This window comes from Maricaulis sp., assembly GCF_034670125.1.
Taxonomy (GTDB): Bacteria; Pseudomonadota; Alphaproteobacteria; order Caulobacterales; family Maricaulaceae; genus Maricaulis.
Genome location: NZ_JAXMOC010000001.1, coordinates 255,550 through 273,547, shown reverse-complemented (window position 1 = coordinate 273,547; position 17,998 = coordinate 255,550). Strand labels below are relative to the sequence as shown.

At 60.2% G+C, this 17,998-nt stretch carries 17 protein-coding genes and 1 tRNA gene; 3 read left to right on the top strand and 15 right to left on the bottom strand.

The features are described 5' to 3' along the window. Positions 1-11: 11 nt before the first annotated feature. From ptsN to VOI18_RS00950, 9 genes are all read right to left on the bottom strand, one after another. Complete coding sequence (ptsN, locus tag VOI18_RS00990; RefSeq protein ID WP_323760561.1) at positions 12-476, bottom strand: PTS IIA-like nitrogen regulatory protein PtsN; 465 nt, start codon at positions 474-476, stop codon at positions 12-14. Between the two features lie 17 nt (positions 477-493). Continuing rightward, a complete protein-coding gene (gene hpf / locus VOI18_RS00985; protein ID WP_323760560.1) occupies positions 494-1,123 on the bottom strand; it encodes a ribosome hibernation-promoting factor, HPF/YfiA family in 630 nt (209 codons plus the stop codon). A gap of 181 nt (positions 1,124-1,304) precedes the next feature. After that, positions 1,305-2,819 carry an RNA polymerase factor sigma-54 gene (gene rpoN / locus VOI18_RS00980; RefSeq protein ID WP_323760559.1) on the bottom strand — a complete coding sequence of 505 codons (1,515 nt, stop codon included), beginning with the start codon at positions 2,817-2,819 and terminating at the stop codon, positions 1,305-1,307. 37 nt (positions 2,820-2,856) lie between these two features. Continuing rightward, positions 2,857-3,618 (bottom strand): LPS export ABC transporter ATP-binding protein, encoded by a 762-nt coding sequence (gene lptB / locus VOI18_RS00975; RefSeq protein WP_323760558.1) that lies wholly within the window; start codon positions 3,616-3,618, stop codon positions 2,857-2,859. Positions 3,619-3,663: 45 nt separating this feature from the next. After that, entirely contained in the window at positions 3,664-4,197 is a 534-nt protein-coding gene (locus VOI18_RS00970; protein WP_323760557.1) for an LptA/OstA family protein, read from the bottom strand. Beyond that, on the bottom strand, positions 4,197-4,907 hold the full coding sequence (gene lptC / locus VOI18_RS00965; RefSeq protein ID WP_323760556.1) for an LPS export ABC transporter periplasmic protein LptC: 711 nt from the start codon (positions 4,905-4,907) through the stop codon (positions 4,197-4,199). Before lptC ends, VOI18_RS00970 begins: the two co-directional genes overlap by 1 nt. Before the next feature lie 87 nt (positions 4,908-4,994). Continuing rightward, the gene (locus VOI18_RS00960) at positions 4,995-5,609 is read right to left on the bottom strand and encodes a ribonuclease D (RefSeq protein WP_323760555.1); all 615 of its coding nucleotides are present in this window, start codon (positions 5,607-5,609) and stop codon (positions 4,995-4,997) included. 26 nt (positions 5,610-5,635) lie between these two features. Further along, positions 5,636-6,895: a hypothetical protein gene (locus VOI18_RS00955; protein ID WP_323760554.1), complete on the bottom strand. Its 1,260-nt coding sequence runs from the start codon at positions 6,893-6,895 to the stop codon at positions 5,636-5,638. A gap of 12 nt (positions 6,896-6,907) precedes the next feature. After that, positions 6,908-8,428, bottom strand: coding sequence for an MBOAT family O-acyltransferase (locus tag VOI18_RS00950; RefSeq protein WP_323760553.1), 1,521 nt, complete (start codon positions 8,426-8,428; stop codon positions 6,908-6,910). 410 nt (positions 8,429-8,838) lie between these two features. On the opposite strand from VOI18_RS00950, the gene VOI18_RS00945 reads away from it, so the two are divergent. Both VOI18_RS00945 and VOI18_RS00940 read left to right on the top strand, forming a co-directional pair. Then, positions 8,839-9,267 (top strand): hypothetical protein, encoded by a 429-nt coding sequence (locus VOI18_RS00945; protein WP_323760552.1) that lies wholly within the window; start codon positions 8,839-8,841, stop codon positions 9,265-9,267. Positions 9,268-9,833: 566 nt separating this feature from the next. Continuing rightward, positions 9,834-12,734, top strand: a complete 2,901-nt coding sequence (locus VOI18_RS00940) for a class I SAM-dependent DNA methyltransferase (RefSeq protein ID WP_323760551.1) — start codon at positions 9,834-9,836, stop codon at positions 12,732-12,734. Between the two features lie 239 nt (positions 12,735-12,973). Here VOI18_RS00940 and VOI18_RS00935 read toward each other — a convergent pair whose 3' ends face one another. The 6 genes from VOI18_RS00935 to VOI18_RS00910 form a co-directional block, all read right to left on the bottom strand. Further along, the gene (locus VOI18_RS00935; RefSeq protein ID WP_323760550.1) at positions 12,974-13,603 is read right to left on the bottom strand and encodes a hypothetical protein; all 630 of its coding nucleotides are present in this window, start codon (positions 13,601-13,603) and stop codon (positions 12,974-12,976) included. 291 nt (positions 13,604-13,894) lie between these two features. Further along, entirely contained in the window at positions 13,895-14,281 is a 387-nt protein-coding gene (locus VOI18_RS00930; RefSeq protein WP_323760549.1) for a hypothetical protein, read from the bottom strand. Positions 14,282-14,304: 23 nt separating this feature from the next. Beyond that, the gene (locus tag VOI18_RS00925; RefSeq protein ID WP_323760548.1) at positions 14,305-14,511 is read right to left on the bottom strand and encodes a helix-turn-helix transcriptional regulator; all 207 of its coding nucleotides are present in this window, start codon (positions 14,509-14,511) and stop codon (positions 14,305-14,307) included. Between the two features lie 110 nt (positions 14,512-14,621). Continuing rightward, positions 14,622-15,392, bottom strand: coding sequence for a hypothetical protein (locus VOI18_RS00920; RefSeq protein ID WP_323760547.1), 771 nt, complete (start codon positions 15,390-15,392; stop codon positions 14,622-14,624). Then, complete coding sequence (locus tag VOI18_RS00915) at positions 15,379-16,590, bottom strand: tyrosine-type recombinase/integrase (RefSeq protein WP_323760546.1); 1,212 nt, start codon at positions 16,588-16,590, stop codon at positions 15,379-15,381. Before VOI18_RS00915 ends, VOI18_RS00920 begins: the two co-directional genes overlap by 14 nt. A gap of 181 nt (positions 16,591-16,771) precedes the next feature. After that, positions 16,772-16,858: transfer RNA gene (locus tag VOI18_RS00910), tRNA-Leu, on the bottom strand. Between the two features lie 164 nt (positions 16,859-17,022). Between VOI18_RS00910 and VOI18_RS00905 the strand changes: the two genes are divergently transcribed. Further along, the gene (locus VOI18_RS00905; RefSeq protein ID WP_323760545.1) at positions 17,023-17,988 is read left to right on the top strand and encodes a complex I NDUFA9 subunit family protein; all 966 of its coding nucleotides are present in this window, start codon (positions 17,023-17,025) and stop codon (positions 17,986-17,988) included. The last annotated feature ends 10 nt before the right edge of the window (positions 17,989-17,998 follow it).

Here is a 17,998-nt window from a genome sequence, read left to right as displayed (position 1 = left end):
GGCGGCCAGGCTCAGGCGGCGTCGGAGGCCGGTTCGCCCGACAGGACAGCGTGAACGGCATCGCCATTCGGCGCTGCGCGCAGGCGTTGGCGGACATCTTCACGGCGCAACAGGCGGGACACGCGGGCCAGCGCCTTGAGGTGTTCGGCGCCGGCGTTTTCCGGCGCCAGAAGCATGAAGATCAGATCGGCCGGCCGGCCGTCGATCGACTCGAAGTCGACCGGCGTCCGGAGCCGGGCAAAAATGCCGACCACATCATCCATCCCGCTCAGGCGGGCATGGGGAATGGCGACACCCTGTCCGACTCCGGTGGAGCCGAGGCGTTCGCGCTGAAGCACGGCATCGAAAATCGTCCGGGACGCCTGTCCCGTGATGCTGGCCGCCAGTTCGGACATGGCCTGCAGGGCCTGTTTCCGGCTGGACGCACCCAAATCGATGCTTACTCCCGAATTCGGGATCAAATCAGCTAACGCCATTGTCTGACCACGCGCTCCTAGGCTGGCTCTGAGCGGTCTTCCCGCGCCGGGTTGAGCCATCCGATATGGCCGTCCGGTCGCCGGTAGACGATGTTGAGACCGCCATTGGCCGCGTTGCGGAACATCAGGAAGGACGAATCCGCCGCATCCAGCTCCAGCGACGCCATGCCCACGGTCAGGGTGCGGACTTCTCCGACCTGTTCCGCGATGACAATCGGCTCAGGGGCACCATTGAGCGGTGCGCCACTCGTGTCTTCGTCGTCGAAATCCTCGTCATCGGCATGACTGTCACGCATGCCCTTGAGGACGACGATGGGAAGACTTTCGGCCGGAAGTTCGGCCTTGTTGTCATTGTGGTGGTTCTTCAGTTTCCGCTTGTAGCGGCGGAGGCGCTTCTCCAGGCGCTCCATGGTGTTTTCCGCTGCCTTGTAGGCATCATCGGCTTCGCCGTGGGCCTGCAGCATGACGCCCGATGGCAGATGCACCGAACATTCGACGCGAAAGCCTGTGCCCTCGCGCGAGATCGATACATAAGCTTCACCGGGACGGTTGAAGTATTTGGCTACGCCGTCTTCCACGCGCCCGAGAATCTGTTCTCGCAGCGCGCCGCTGACGTCGATACCCTTGCTGACCACCTGTATATGCATGCGCTCCTTCCCGCCGGCCATTCACCGGCACGTGAGGCGTTGACGTGCAGTTCCGCCTCTCCTCGGAAAGCGGGCGGAACCTAGTCGCGGGCCGCAGGGGGAGTCAATGACTGTTCTCCGGATGCCAGCAGGCCGCGTTCTCGGTGGAAGCTTACCACCGGGGCGCTCATTCAAGCGATCCCTAGCCAGCGCGTTTTAGCATGCGACGACGCTGGACCGAGGACGGGATGTTGAGCGCCTCCCGGTATTTGGCCACAGTCCGGCGGGCGATTTCAATCCCTTCATCCCGTAATTGTTCAACGAGACTGTCATCGGACAACACGCCGTCCGCCGATTCCTGGCCGATCATCAGTTTGATGCGGTGCCGTACTGCCTCGGCAGAGTGGGCCTCCCCGCCACCGGAGGAGGGAATTGCGGAGGTGAAGAAATATTTCAGCTCGAACATGCCGCGGGCGGTGGCGACATATTTGTTGGAGGTGACCCGGCTGACGGTTGATTCGTGCATGCCAATCGCATCCGCGACGGTTTTCAGATTGAGCGGACGCAGATAGGCGACGCCATGGGCCAGGAACATGTCCTGTTGGCGCACGATTTCACTCGCGACCTTGAGAATCGTCCGCGCCCGCTGATCGAGACTTTTGACCAGCCAGGAGGCGTTCTGCGAGCACTCGGTGATGAAGGTCTTGTCGGTCTCGGACTTGGCGACGGCGCTGATCTCGTTGAAATAGCTGTTGTTGACCAGCACACGCGGCAGGGTCTCGGAGTTCAGTTCCACCTGCCAGCTGCCATCGGGCGACTGGCGGATGAAAACGTCCGGTTCGACCGCCCGGGTCGAATCACTGCCGAAGGCATGACCGGGTTTGGGGGTCAGGGCCCGGATCTCGGCAATCATCTCGTCGAGATCTTCACTGTCGACACCGCACAGCGATTTCAACGCCGCATAGTCATGCTTGGCGAGACGTTCGAGATTGTCGAGCAGGGTGGCCATGGCCGGATCGAGCCGGTTCTTGTCCTTCAGTTGCAGGGCGAGGCATTCGGGCAGGTCACGGGCCATGACGCCGGCCGGATCGAAAGTCTGGGTCAGGTTGAGCACCGCTTCGACGCGCGCGCGTTCGACACCCAGCTGGGTCGCGATTTCGTCGAGGTCCGAGCGCATGTAGCCGTCATCATCGGCCAGGTCGATCAGGTGCGCGCCGATCAGGCGGTCGACCGGGTCGCCTGTCGCCATCGACAATTGTTCGTGCAGGTGTTCGGCCAGCGAGATGTCGCGCGAGGAATTGGCGATGGCGTCATAGTCTTCGCTCGCCGGGCCGCGGCTGCTGCCCGAGGTGTGCCCGGAGACCGAGCCGGCACCCATGGCCGCGCCGCTCTCGACACCGTCGACGCCGGACAGGTCCGACTTCGAGTCCTCGCCATGCATCATGTCGACATCGGCATCGATGGAATCATTGGCATCGGCAGAGGGCGCAGCGAGCTCCAGCTCGCGCGGCTCGCCCTGTCCCTCTTCGCGCTGCGATTCGGCTGATTCGCCGCTGTCATCGCGTTCGAGCAGGGGATTGCGTTCCAGCTCGCCCTCGACGAACTCGGCAAGCTCGATATTCGAGAGCTGCAACAGCTTGATGGCTTGTTGGAGCTGGGGCGTCATCACCAGGGATTGTCCCTGGCGCATATCCAGCTTCTGCATCAATCCGGCCATGTGAACCTCTGTTTGGTACGTTTCATGCAGAGGTTAATCAGCCAAAGCTTTCTCCGAGATAAACGCGCCGCACATCCGGGTCGGCCCGGATCTCGGCCGGCGAGCCCTCAAACAATACTTCACCCTCGTGAATGATCGTGGCCCGGTCAGTGATTTCAAGGGTTTCACGGACATTATGGTCGGTGATGAGAATCCCGATCCCGCGCTCCTTCAGGAAGCGGATCAGGTCACGGATATCGGTAATGGCCAGCGGGTCGATCCCCGCGAAGGGCTCGTCCAGCAACATGAAAGACGGGCGGGTTGCCAGGGCCCGGGCGATTTCCATCCGCCGACGCTCACCGCCTGACAGTGAGGGCGCCGGGGCATCGCGCAGGTGGGAGATGCGCAATTCTTCCAGCAGCTGATCAACGAGCGCATGGCGCGCATCGCGATTCTTCTCCACCACTTCAGCAACCGCCAGCACGTTCTGTTCGACCGTCATGCCGTGGAAGATCGATTTTTCCTGTGGCAGATAGCCGATTCCCAGCCGGGCACGCTGATACATGGGCAGGCGGGTGATATCCTCGCCATCCAGCAGGATGCGGCCATAATCCGCCTCGACGAGGCCGGTGATCATGTAGAAACAGGTCGTCTTGCCGGCCCCGTTGGGGCCCAGAAGTCCGGCCACTTCGCCGCGCTGGAGCGAAACCGAGACCCCCTTCACAACCGGGCGCTTGCGATAGGCCTTGCCGATCTGCTCGACAACGAGGCCGCCCGCTGTCTCGGATTCGGCCCGGGGAATGGGTTCGGTAATCGCCATAAAGGGGTGTGTCCTTGTTCCGCAGGCCCGCGAGCAGGCGCGCTGTCAGCCTTCGGGGTTTTCGGTCGGCTCGGCGGTGTCGTCCGAGCGGGCCGGTTGCAGCACCATCCGGACGCGCTCGCCGGTTCCGGCTTCACCGAAATTGGAATTGCCGGTGGTCAGGTTGTTCACGAAGCGATTGGTGGTGATGACATTGTCGCCCTGGGTGATGACCACCTCGCCGGTCAGGGTGATGACTTCCTCGGCCAGTTCATAGACGCCGCGATCACCCCGCGCCCGCTGGGTCGGTGTGATGTAGAAGACGTTCGAGGTGGCCACGATCCGGTCGATATCGCCCCATCCGCCGCCGGGACCTTCGCCGGTGTAGTAGACGTCCATCCGATCGGCCTGCAGGCTCGACTCGCCCTGGACGACATGGACATCGCCCAGCCAGACGATGTGACGCTCGGCGTCGAGCACCTCGAACGTCTCGGCTTCGATGTCCAGCGGCAGCGAGGAATTGCCGATCTGCGCCAGGGCAGCCGTCGACAGAAGAGCTGTGGCGGCCAGTCCTGACAGGGTGATTGCTAGCAGGCGCATCAGTCGTTTCCTTCTTCGGGCGACGCATCCGGGACGGGCGCGGTGCGATCTTGTATCAGGCGGGCCCGGACATTGCCGGAGAAGATGATGCGATTGCCGCCATCGGTGATTTCGTAACTGTCGGCCCGGATTGTACCCATCGGGCCGGTTCCTTCCACCGCTTCCTCACCGGTCACGCGCTCTTCACGCAGGAAGATGCGGGCGTGGTTGGACTGGAATGTATAGCCGGCCCGGGTCCGGAAATTGACGTCGGAATAGAGGTCAAGAATGCGATTGGGCAGGTCGTAGCGGCCCGATTCGGCGAGCACCCGGGATACATCCGCACCCGCCTCGAGGAAGTCGTAATCGAGACGCGGGCGTTCCAGCTCGGTAACGCCGTCGGCCGCGTCCCGCCGGCGGATCGCCGTATCGGCGGTGACCACATAGGGCGTCAGGCTTTCGTCGCGGCCGGTGAAGCGCGGATTGGTCATGCGGATGTCCGCGCTGACCGCTTCGGTTTCACCGGTCACGCTTCCGCTGGATCCCAGCACCAGCTGAACGACCAGCAGTCCGGCGATCGCCAGTGCCGAGGCGGTGAAGAAGAGCCGCATTCCGCGCACGAAAGCCGTGCGCTTGCGGGCCACGCTGAGCGCGAGCGCACGGCGGGGTTCCCACCGGGCGGCGGCGGGTTGGAAGGCATCGGGGCCGGAGGAAGCGGTCAGGCTTGTCACGGGGTCAAACATATCCGATCGGGCATTGGCATCAGGCCCGTGCGCCAGAAAGACCAGCCTTTGCTGGCCTTTTCAAGGCGGCGCCGTTCAGGAATGGGCAAAAATGTCGATCTCCGGCCACCCGGCCAGGTCAAGCTTCGCGCGCGTCGGCAGGAAGTCGAAACACGCCTTGGCAAGGCCCGTGCGGCCCTCGCGCTCGAGCATCATGCCGAGCTTCTCGCGCAATTGGTGCAGGTGCAGCACGTCGGACGCGGCATAGTCGAGCTGGGCCGGCGACAACTCGTCGGCACCCCAGTCGGAGGATTGCTGCTGTTTGTTCATGTCGGCGCCGACCAGTTCGCGGGTCACATCCTTCAGGCCGTGCCGGTCGGTATAGGTGCGTACCAGTTTCGAGGCGATCTTGGTGCAGAAGACCGGCGCCATCGTCACGCCGAGATACTTTTCGACCATTGCCACGTCGAAGCGGGCGAAATGGAGAATCTTCTCGACGCCGTCGTCGGCCAGCAAACGCTTGAGGTTCGGACAGTCATAGTCGGCCCGGTTCATCTGGACGACATGGGCATCGCCATCGCCGGACGACAGCTGGACCACGCACAGCATGTCGCGGGTCAGGGAAAGGCCCAGGGTTTCCGTATCGACCGCGACAATGGGGCCGAGGTCGATGTCTGCGGGCAGGTCGCCCTTGTGGTAGTGCACGGTCATGGCGTCATCCTTGTTTGTCCCAGCGTCTAACGCCGCGCGGCGCGCGGTGCAATGCGCGCCAGCTTGTCGGCGACGCTGGTCTCGTCGTCACGGTTGAGAAATTGCGGCGTTTCCAGCTGGGCGGTCGGATTGTCGGCGATGACCGCATCGAGCAGGGCTGTGGCGGTTGCGCCATCCGGTGTCGCCAGCCAGGCTGCCCGGCGTTCGGCCAGCGCTTCGGCCGACCGGGACAACGTCTGCGGTGCCAGGCGCTCGCCGGTGACGCGTGCGTCCTCGGGCGTTTCTCCAGCCATGATGGCCAGCATGTCAGCGCCGACATGCGGCAGATAATGGGAGGGTTCAAAGAAAGTCGGGTGGGCTGCTGTCGCATCGACAGCCGGCGCCGGCAGCGCAGCGAAGGGGCGAAAGCCCGAAAAGTCGAACAGCTGGCTGGCCGGGCCCGGCAGGCAGGCCTCGACCGGTTCCCGAGCCGCATGGCGGGCGAAGGTCTCGGCCAGTGCCGCGCGGAAGGCCAGAAAGTCCTCACCGCGCCCGGCCCGGAACAACGCTTCTTCCCGCCAGGCATGCAGCGGGTGGATGAAGCCTGTGACCTGTACGCCCTGGGCGGTCAGGTTATCCAGAACGGTTTCGAACAGGGCCAGGCGTTCCGGATCGAAGCGATAGCCCAGATAGAAGCGGTAAATGCCCCGCGCGCTGTCATCATAGCGTCTCCGTTGGGCGCCGGAGGGATAGGTGTCGACCCAGGGCATGCGCGGTGACGATCCGGTCAGATTGTCGGCCAGCATCCGGACCGAGGCGCGGAACGTGCTCGGCGACAGTGATACGCGGGCACGGGCGAAGTCGGCATTGCCGTCACGCAGCGCCGACAGCCAATAGGTCGACTTGGCCTTGGAATGGGTCCCGAATTCATCGAGATCCAGCCCGATCACCACACAGCGCAGCCGCGCGTCTCCCGCCGCCAGCGCCGCGGCCTGCGACAGTTCGAAGATATTGGTGCCGCGCATGCCGGCATTGATGAAGCCGGCGGGCAGGTCGTCCGGGTCGCGCGGAAAGCCATCGACCGTGCGCGAGGAGCCCAGGATGATCGCCGGGTCGCCGCCCCGGGCCAGCCGGTCGGCGATATGGACGCGTCCACCGTCCTTATAAAGGCGGGTGTCACGCGAAGTCAGTCCGGGTATGTCCGGAGTGCCCATGACGCCGAACGGGTCGACCACCGCATTGAACCCGGCAAACCCCGCAAGGGTGGCGAAAAGGGCAATCAGCAATGTCGCGGCATAACGTTGCATCGGGGCTGTGTCCTAGAATGCGTAGTAAATGAATTCGGACGTCTTCCAGGCGTTCAGCACCGACAGGAAGAGCAGGGCGGCCGCGCCGATGGCGGCCCAGTGGGTAAAGCGCCAGCGTGGCCCGGGCTTGGGCGTGATCTGGGCATCTTTCCGGGTCTGCTCATCGAGCACGTCGGCAAACAGTTCCGGCGTGTCCGGCAGCGACCAGACCAGGCCGAGCCCGAAGGCAACCCAGATGACCAGCTCGCCCGACACGCCCTCCAGTCCCAGGCCCGACAGGCCGAACATCCCGGCCAGGATACGGCCGGCCCCTGACCAGGTTTCGGCCCGGAAGAAGACCCAGGCGATGGTGGTAAAGGCAAAGGTCAGGCCGATTGCCAGGACGCGGCGGTGGCCGTCAAACCAGCCCTTTGGCCCCCATTTGGCCCAATAGTGGTTCACCGTCAGGCCTAGGCCGTGCAACCCGCCCCAGATCACGAAGGTCCAGGCCGCGCCGTGCCAGAGGCCGCCCAGCAGCATGGTCGCCATCAGATTGATCGAGCGACGGGTCTCGCCATGACGGTTGCCGCCCAGCGGGATGTAGAGATGGTCACGCAGGAAATGGCTCAGCGTGATGTGCCAGCGACGCCAGAACTCGACGATCGAGGCCGACTTGTAGGGTCCGTTGAAATTGACCGGCAGGCGGAAACCCAGACAGCGCGCCAAACCCAGAGCCATGTCGGAATAGCCCGAAAAATCGAAGAAGATCTGCAGCGCGTAGGCCGTCGCGCCCAGCCACGCAGCCACAAGCCCCGGCGTGTCGCCGCGCTCGGCCATGGCGAACAGGGAGGAGGCATAGGGCTCGATGCTTTCGGCGATCAGCACTTTCTTGGCCAGGCCGATGGCAAACAGCGACAGGCCGACACCCAGATTGTCCCAGATATCATCCTTGCGGGTGGTGTCGTTGAATTGCGAGGCGATCTGGTGGTGCTGGATCAGCGGACCGGCAACAATGTGCGGGAAGAAAGAGACGAAGAGTGCGTGGGCGAAGAAGCGGCCCGGCTCGGTCTTCCGGCGCGCCACGTCGACCAGATATGAGATCTGCTGGAAGGAGAAGAACGAGATCGCCAGCGGCAGGCCAAGCCCGAGTTCGGGCAGGTCCAGCCCGGTCAGCGCGTTGATATTGCCGGCCAGGAAGTCGGCATATTTGAAGAAGCCCAGCAGCGACAGGTTGAAAATGATGCCGATGGCCAAAAGCGGCTGGTTGCCCCAGCGCCGCATCAGCCGGGCCACGATGTGGTTGATGATCACCGAACCGAGCAGCAACAGGACGTGGCGGATGAACCACAGCGAGCGGATCAGGCTCTCGCCGGTCCAGCCGTCCAGCTCGTGCCAAGGGGCCCGCGAAACGTCCCACCAGGCATAGAAAAAGAAGCTCGCTGCCGCGAGCAGGCTGAGCGCGGTCCAGTGCGAGATGAAGCGCCGCGCCAGGTAGTAGGCAAGCAGCACACCGGGCAGGAACAGAAACAGGAATTCGAAGGAATTGAAGATCATGACCGCGCCGCGCCGGAGGTGAGAGCGACGCTAGCCGTCCGCCACCCGGGCGGCAAGGCAGGCCTGCACGCATCAGGATTATCCACAGGATTGTCCACAGGGCGCGCGGTTTGAGCCGGATGTCACCCGATTAACCCACCGTTAAGACGTTGCAGTTGCGCCCGGGCGTATCCGGTTAGGCCCGGAACCGCCTATAATCACAGCACAAGTCGGGTGTTGTGAAAGTCATTCGAACGTCCGTACACGGACTTTACAATTGGCGCACAGGCTGTACCATGCGTGTCATTATCAGGTCCGCGTGTTGTATGCGGCTCGGACATGTCGCTTGCAGGCCCGGTTCCTCACAGACCCGGTGCCTCACAGGCTCAGGCTAGTCGCAGGCTCGGCTTGCTCGCAGAAGGGAGACCACAATGAAGAGACACGGCACGATGATCGCGGCTTCCCTCGCTGCGTCCGTCGCCCTCCTGGTGCCAGCCACGGCACCGGCGCAGGCGCCCGACAGTGGCGAGGCCTTTCTGCTCGAGATGACGGGCGAGCGCGCTTGGGAAGTGTCCTGCCGGCTCACCCAGGGTGACGGCGACAACGTCGCCACCCGTGAGCGTGGCCGCGGCCCGCTCGACAATGGCCGCTTCTCGGTCGGTGATGTGGTCAGCGGCCTGTGCACCTATTCGGTACCGGATCGCGGCGAGCTGCGCCTCACCCTCAATGTGGAACACACCCAGCTGGAATGCCCGTTCACGGTGACCGAAGCCGGCTTCTGCCGCGCCTATCTCCAGCCCGGTGACAGCGGCAGCTTCAACATCCAGCGCCGCACCACCCCGGTCTCGACCGGCTCGTAAGCGCGAGACCTTACGACCTGTACGAAGCAGACAGGTGAAACACGCCCGGCTGTGGTCCCCCGCAGTCGGGCATTTTCGTGAGCGGCCAACCCACAAACGAAAACGGCCCGCCAAGCGGACCGTTCAATCGTCGCTATAGTTCTGAAGCAATGGTGCCAGGAGAGGCATCGATTCGTGGGCGTAAGGCGCTGAAACTCCCAACAAAAAATATTTGACAGTCACAAAGTACCCGCAAATCTACCCGCAAACCAATAGACCTGATGCCATTTTCAACGGGAAAGTGGTGGCGCGACCTGGGGACGCCTCCCGCCAATCGATTCCCATATTGCGCCGCTTCGCGCAATCAGCTCTTCCTGCCTGGAAAAACCGGAAATTTCTAGTCTCAGAAAATCAGCCGGATGGTAGCGGCGGGGGCGCATTGGTGTGGGTTCCGCAACCGGTAACGCGACCGAAAACGCAGGATAAGCGACTTGCCGAAGAGTATGGAACAATTACAAGTTCAGAAACCCCCTGATTGATTAGCAGAGCGATTGTTTCGACGATTGCGACGAGCCGAGGAGTAGCAGGTGTCCGAAGAAGTAGAGCGCCTCAAGAAATTCGTGGCCTACAGAGCGACGCTTAGCGGCGATGAAAAGGGTGAGGCGCAGGTTTTCTGCGATAGGCTTTTTCAAGCATTCGGACACGATGGGTACAAGGAAGCTGGTGCGGGCCTAGAATACCGGATTAAGAAGGCAGATGCGAAAGGGACCGCCTTTGCCGATCTTGTTTGGAAACCCCGCGTCCTCATCGAAATGAAGAAATCGGGAGAGAAGCTTAGCCGACATTACGATCAAGCTTTCGAATATTGGATCAATGCCGTCCCCGACCGGCCACGGTACGTCGTCTTATGCAATTTCGACGAGTTCTACATTTACGATTTCGACCGACAACTAAATGACCCAGTCGATATTGTCTCGATTGATGAGCTGCCCAAGCGCTACACGGCACTAAACTTCCTTTTCCGTCACGATCCTAGACCGATTTTTGAAAATGATCGCGAAGCCGTGTCACGCTCCGCCGCCGACAAGATGGCAGCGCTCTTCAGATCAGTGACCGAGAGGAACTTGAATCCGGTCGGCCGTGATGCGGCTCAGCGGTTTGTTCTTCAGTTGATGGTCGCAATGTTCGCGGAAGACATTGACCTTCTTCCGTCTGGAACCGTGGTCAACATCGTCTATGATTGCCTGAACAACGGTCAATCGTCGTTCGATCTATTCGGTGGATTGTTCAGACAGATGGACACTGAGGAACCCGCGAAAGGCGGCAGGTTCAAAGGTGTTCGATATTTTAACGGGGGCTTGTTCAATAAAGTTGAACCCATTGAACTAAGTTCGGATGAGTTGAAAATGATCGGCGGCAATGAAGGTGCTGCGACCGAAGATTGGTCAAAAATCAATCCAGTTATTTTCGGAACGCTCTTCCAACAGAGCATGGATAAATCGGCGCGGCATGCGTTTGGTGCTCACTTCACGTCGGAATCCGACATTCATCGGATTGTCAGACCAACAATCGTAGAGCCTTGGATCGACCGTATTGATTCAACAAAACGATTGCAGGATTTGATCAATCTGCGACGGGAGTTGATGGAGTATCGCGTTCTTGATCCTGCCTGTGGCAGCGGTAATTTCCTTTACACCGCATACAGAGAGCTGGCTCGGTTAGACCTACGCATTTTACGCCGGATGGAGGACCGCTTCTCGGCTAAAAATGTTGCCAAGCAATCCATCACTGCGAGCATTGTAAGTCCAAATCAGTTTTATGGATTGGACGTAGATTCATTCGCTGTGGAGCTTTCAAAGGTGACATTGATGCTTGCGAAGAAGCTGGCCCTGGATGAGGCACTGGATCAGCTTGGCAGAGACGAAATGGAACTAGGTTTCAATGAGGGCCTACCTTTGGACAACCTAGACGAAAACATCTCCCAGGATGACGCACTGTTTTGTGAGTGGCCGGAAGTTGATGCGATAATCGGAAATCCCCCTTTTCAGAGCAAAAATAAGATTCAGGACGAACTTGGGGTGGAGTATGTCCATCGTCTGCGAGCGGCCCATCCTGATGTGCCGGGTCTGGCAGATTATTGCGTCTATTGGTTCCGGCTGGCTCATGATCATCTCGATAAAGGCGGTCGTGCGGGTTTGGTTGGAACAAACTCGATACGGCAGAATTATTCGAGGGAAGGCGGGCTAGATTATATCACTTCCGAGGGCGGTATGATCACCGAAGCTGTTTCTAGTATGCCATGGTCCGGCGACGCCGCAGTACATGTGTCGATTGTCAATTGGATCAAGGGAAAATCGGACGTCCCAAAACGTCTTTACCTTCAACAAGGTTCTGATCCTCTGGGGGGGTGGCGCTACGAGGACAGAGCTTCAATTTCGTCGTCGCTGTCTTTTGGCGTCGATGTCACCAAAGCTAAGACGTTGCGAACCAACAGTGCCGGATTTGGATGCGCCCAAGGTCAAACTCACGGACACAAAGCATTTCTGCTAAATCGAGACGATGCTGAAGCGCAGATAAAAGGCAACCCAGCACTGAAAGATGTTCTCTTCCCCTATTTGATTGCAAACGACCTGGTTGGGTCTCCCGATAGCCTACCTTCACGGTATGTAATCGATTTTGGAGAGAGGGACCAATTGGAAGCGCGTGAGTTCGAGCCGCTATTTAGCATGCTTCAGCAAACAGTTCTGCCCAAGCGCGAACAGGCTGCATTAAAGGAGCAAGAAAAGAACGAAGCGCTCAAAGCCATTGATCCGACCGCCCGACTTAATCGCCATCATGAAGGTTTCTTGAGGCGCTGGTGGACGCTGTCTTACCGCCGTTCAGATTTGATGCGCGCCATAACCAATGTGAAGAGATATATTGTGTGTGGCCGAGTGACCAAACGGCCAATTTTTGAGTTTTTAAGTCCGACTATACACCCAGGAGACGCACTGACGGTGTTTGTTTTGGAAGACGATTACTCGTTCGGAATCCTTCAGTCTGATGTTCACTGGAATTGGTTTGTCGAGCGATGCTCCACACTTCGCGAAGATTTTCGCTACACGTCAAATTCGGTGTTCGATTCATTTCCATGGCCTCAGAAACCCACATTGAAGGATGCGCTTGCTGTAGCCAAGGCAGCACGTGAATTGAGAAATCTTCGAAGGTCGCTCTGCGAGAAACATGGCTTCACTTTGCGTGAGTTGTATCGCTCAGCCGAGCTTCCCGGCGATCATCCGGTCGATGAAGCTAAAGCCAAATTGGAAGCAGCCGTGCGTGCCTGCTATGGAATGACACCGAAGGTTGATGCGCTCAGATTTCTTTTCGAACTCAATCAACAACTGAACGAATTAGAAGCTCGAGGAAGTGAAATCTTTGGCCCGGGTTTACCCGAAAGGTTTTCCAAAAATCCCGAGTTCTATTCAGATGACTGTCTAGCTTTGGGGTAGTTTGCCGATTTGTGAGTTGTTTCACTGCCGTCGAAGACGCGATTTCCCTAATCCCTCATTCAGTAGGCCAGCGAAGCAAGAACGATAGTTCTGCCAATTTTCATTGCCCCCGGTTGGATGCTGGATCGGGGAGACCTGCGCGGCCAAGTTCAGAGCCAAACTCGCCACAGGAATCGATGACACCTTCACTCGAGCGATTCGCTGGTCGATCTAACCTGAGCGAGTAACGAGTTTGACTGTCATAGAAACAAGCTGATTTCCGGGAAGCGGTGGCGACAGGCAGCGATGAAAAGCCGATTGGCGGCCTCTTCCAGCTGATCGATCTCTGCCACGCGGGCATCATAGGTTTTCCAGTGCATGCCCTTTGGCTTGCAAGCGATCAGGGAACCGGTGCCTGGCTCCCCGCCCAGCGCGGTGCGCAGCTTGTTGGCCCGGCGCAAGAGGCGGTCGAACGCGCGTTCCGACTGGCTCGAATAGGCCAGCCGGTAGCAATGCCGGCAAAGGAAGTATCGACCGCCCGCATGGAGTTTCGCGACGCGCCGTCCGCACCGTTTCCCGTTGACCACGCCGGGGCAGATGAACCACGGGCGCGTGCCGCCGAAGCGGCAAGGCGTTGAAGCAAGCGTGACGGATTGCCGGACGTCCTGCCAGTCTTCCCCCCGCCACCGAAACCGAAACGAAAGGGTCAGCGCCCGTCCCGTACTCTGCAGGGAAATATCGGCAACGCGTTCGCCATCCCGCATCCATAGCCAGCCACCGGAAGTCCCCGGCGCAAGGCAGCCTGCCCGGTGCAGCTGATTGACGTCCAGGCAGCGGTAATCCTCCACCTTGTCTTTCCAGCCCGGCCTGCCCGATCCATATCCGCCCATTGTGAAGCCGTCTCCGTTTTTGCGAAATCGCTTGCGAAACTGATGATCAGATCGGTGTGTCGTGCGCCCCCAGCGGCGGGGGTATCCGTGCCGGGCTTGGGTCCGGCTTTGGCTTGGTGATGCGCGCTCGCTCAATGCTATACGGGTGGACGCAGCTTTTCCGGACAGGTCGAAACGCATTGAGGCCTTCAATCAGGCTTGGGTTTTCGAGCCGGTCGGGGCATTCGACAGCGCTCCCCCCAGCGCATCAGATTTGACGCGTTCATGCCGCTGATTTGTGGCGTCCCGTTTTCATGCGCCTTTCCATGTCTTGATCGGCAGGTTCGGATCCCCGGCAGCCGCCTCGGTGTCATAGCCGGTGAGTGAGGCCACGCGCTCCCGGCTTGCCGCATTGCCCCGGTTGCCGCCCTTGCGCTCTTGCCTCAGGAAACCACGTGCCATGAGTTCATCCACGGCCTTCCTGGCGGTGGCAGGCGCGCATCCGCACCGTCTGGCCATTCGCCGCTCGCCTACCGGGTAGGCATTGGGCTTGTCCGGCCTGTAGGACGCCAACAGCATCGCGATGATCTTGAAGGCCGGTGGCGACAGCTCGATCCATGCCGGGTGTTTTAGCCAGTGATCATAGAGCCGCGCGTGCGGGCGATCATGGCGACTGCTTGGGTATGTAGGTTGCGACACGGGCTTGCGCCTGACATCGCCACCTACGCCGCGCCGTGTTCGATCAAGGCGCGGATATCCTCCACACGCCAGACGGTCACTCGAGCGCCCAGCTTCTGAGGCTTGGGAAAGCGCCCATCCCGCACGCCCTGCCACCAGGTCGATTTGCTGACCGGGATGGGGCCTTGCGGGGCGAGGATGGATTTCAAGCGAACGAGGCCTGTTTCGGGAAGTGCGGGGGTAGGCAGCATGATGCGTCTCGATGCTGGCTTAGCGGCCAGTGTCGCACGCCACCGATTGGCAGCGCACTCTATTGTTCGCAAACGGACAGGGTGTTGCGCACGTGGATTTGGGTGCAACACTATGGCCTGTAGCTATCCAGACGTTCCCTGTATTCTGCCATCATATCGCTGCGGAGGACCGCTAATTGTTGCTGTACCTCGTCCTCAAAGGTGCTGCCGTCATTGAACCATCTGGTAACAGTTGAGGGGTTGAGATTCAAAATTCTCGCGACTTGTCGTATCGAACCCGGTTGACCTTGATACCGTAGTTGTGCCGCTATCCACGTCGAGTTGAAGCGATTATTGCGCGTCTCCATAGCTTTGTCTTCCGATGAGCGGTCAGCACCAGTTTGATGCTTTATCAAGACCATGAGGTCTCTCGGAATATGCAACTCGTCATTCCAATCCAATGCATCCAACATCATGGCTATCAGATAGCTTACGAGGCTATTGCCGATTGCCTTTCCGCGGCTTTGGACATGGGTTTCACCCGCTGATTCCATGGCCTCCCGCTCAATCAGGCGCTCCATCAGCTGTAGGCTGACCTCACTGATGCAGGCCGGATCAGCATCAAGAGCCCCGGCCACTGTTTGCGGGTCTATGCCGTGTTGCTCGAGAATGTCAGCGTTCGCGAAGAGCCAATCCATAGACCAGCTCGTGGCTATCTCGATCAATGCTTCAGGATTCGAGCGCCTTAGCTGGACGTAGTTTTCGATTGTTGGGTTGGATTTGAACGCCTTAGACAGATCATTGAAATCGCCAATAACCCCATTGTGTTGCTGCGAAAGATCGTGTCTGTCGTACGGCACGCCTTTCGCTAACTTGATTTCCAGTTGTCTATTTTTGGTCATTGCGTTGCCCCGTGGGAACGAATTCAGCAATCTTCCCTGCCCACCAGTCCGCCATCTTCACGCGTTCATCCCAATACCGTGCCCGGTGGTAGGCACGGCGCACTTCGTCCGCACCAATATGCCCAAGTTCGGCTTCGATGGCATCAGCATTCCAGCGCCCGCTTTCGTTGAGCAGGCTGGACGCGCTGGCCCGGAAGCCGTGCGATGTGTGCTGATCCTTGTCGAATCCAATGCGCCGGAGTGCCTGATTTAGCGTGTTCTCGCTGATGGGCCGGTCGCGGGCGAGGGATGACGGAAAGGCGCGGTAATTGCTGCCGGTCTCGGCTTGCAGTGTCCGCAATATGTCCACCGCCAATGGCGGCAGGTGTTTGGTGTGTTCCCGGCGCATTTTCGTGCGCGCGGCGGGTATCGTCCAGGTTGCGCGCTCAAGATCAAACTCTTCCCAGAGTGCCAGCCGCAATTCACCGGGGCGCGGGTAGAGCAAGGCCATGAGCTTCAGCGCAGCCCGCGTGGATGGCGAGCCGCTTTCATAGGCCCAGATCGCGCGGATCAGCTTGCCAAACTGCTTGAGGTCCGTGATCGCCGCCATGTGGGAAACCTTGGGGGCGATCAATGCGCCCCTCAGCCCATAGGTGGGGTCATTGTCTGCCCGCGCCGTTGCGATGGCGTAGCGAAACACCTGCCCGATGGTCGCGCGAAGTCTCTTGGCGGTTTCGAATTTGCCTTTTGCTTCCACCTTGCGGAGTGTCGCCAGAATATCGGCAGCGCTGATTGCGGTGATGGGCCGGTCGCCAAAATCTCCATAGGCCATGTCCAGCACCCATTGTTTCTTCTTCAGGGTGACTTCGGCCTTTTTCTCCCTTCGGAGCTTGGCCATCAGTTCAGCAGCGATCTTCTTGAACGTGTGTTCGGTAAGGGCTGCCTCCGCCGCCTTCTTCTCCTTGGCGTGTGCGCTGGGGTCTATCCCCTCGGCGAGAAGCGTCTTGGCCTCAGCCCGCAATTCGCGCGCTCTCGCCAGGCTGATGGCCGGATAGGGGCCGAATGAGAGAATGTTCTCTTTGCCGTTGAAGCGGTACCGCATCCGCCAGAGCTTCGACCCGGTTTTCTGGACCTGCACATACAGGCCGCCGCCATCGGCTTTCTTGTAGTCTTTTTCGCGCGGATTGAACTGGCGCACCTGAAGATCGGAAAGCGGCATGTGCGGGCCTCTCACGGCTACCCCGTGACAGGTTCGGGATACCCGCAAATCTACCCACAAAATGCCCGCATGCCAACGGATATACCCGCACCATATCGGACAACCGACTGGAGAGTTAGCTGGGTTTATCGTTTGATTTCAGGTATTTATGGACCGTTTCGCTCACTTTCGGAGAAAGCAATGGTGCCCAGGAGAAGACTCGAACTTCCACTCCCTTGCGGGAACTGGCACCTGAAGCCAGCGCGTCTACCAATTCCGCCACCTGGGCAGGTGTGCGAGGCGCGGTAACTAAAGGCGGGGCGGGGCGCTGTCAACGGCCTCAATGCACGCATCGCTGTGTTCTGCAGTTGGACGGCAAGCGCATTGCCGCATGGACAGCGCCGCGGTTTTTTGGTCTATCCGGATCAAATCCCATCTGTATGAGGGCAAACCATGCTGCGAGACGAGATCATCACCGTGTTTGGCGGGTCCGGATTTGTCGGACGTCATGTGGTTCGGGCGCTGGCGAAAGCCGGTTATCGCGTCCGCGTCGCCACGCGTCGCCCGCACCTGGCCCAGGACCTGCGGGTCATGGGTGTGGTCGGACAGGTTCAGCTGGTCCAGGCCAATCTGCGTGTCGCGGCCTCGGTCGAGCGGGCGCTTGAGGGCGCCAGCGGTGTGGTCAACCTGGTCGGTGTGCTCAATGAGAGCGGCCGCCAGACCTTCACCCGCCTGCATGCGGTGGGGACGGCGACCATTGCCCGCGCCGCGGCGGCGCTGGGGATTGACCGCATGGTCCAGATTTCCGCCATCGGTGCCTCGGCTGACAGCGCCTCGCGCTATGCCCGGACCAAGGCCGAGGGCGAAGCCGCCGTGCTGGCCGCCATGCCCGACGCGACCATCCTGCGTCCGTCCATCGTGTTCGGCACCGAAGACAGTTTCTTCAACCGGTTTGCCGCGATGGCGCGTTTCGTGCCGGCCCTGCCGCTCTTTGGGGGCGGCAAGTCCCGTTTCCAACCGGTCTTCGCCGGTGATGTCGGCAAGGCGGTGCTGGCGGCCTTCGAGCGCAATGATACGCGCGGCCAGACCTATGAGCTGGGCGGGCCGGGCGTCTATACATTCGAAGAACTGATGCGCTTCATCCTCGACGAGATAGACCGGCCGCGTCTCTTGCTGCCTTTGCCCTGGACGATCGGCAAGGTGATCGCGACCGTCTCCGAGCTGGTCGGGGCGCTGCCCCTGATGCCGGTCCTGATCACCCGCGACCAGCTGATCCAGCTGCAGTCCGACAATGTGGTCGCCGACGATGCCAAGGGTCTGGCCGATCTGGGGGTCACCGGTGAAACGGTCGAAGCCATCGTGCCAAGCTATCTGGAACGCTATCGCCGCTATGGCCAGTTCCACGAGCGTGAGGCCTGATCCGGCCGCA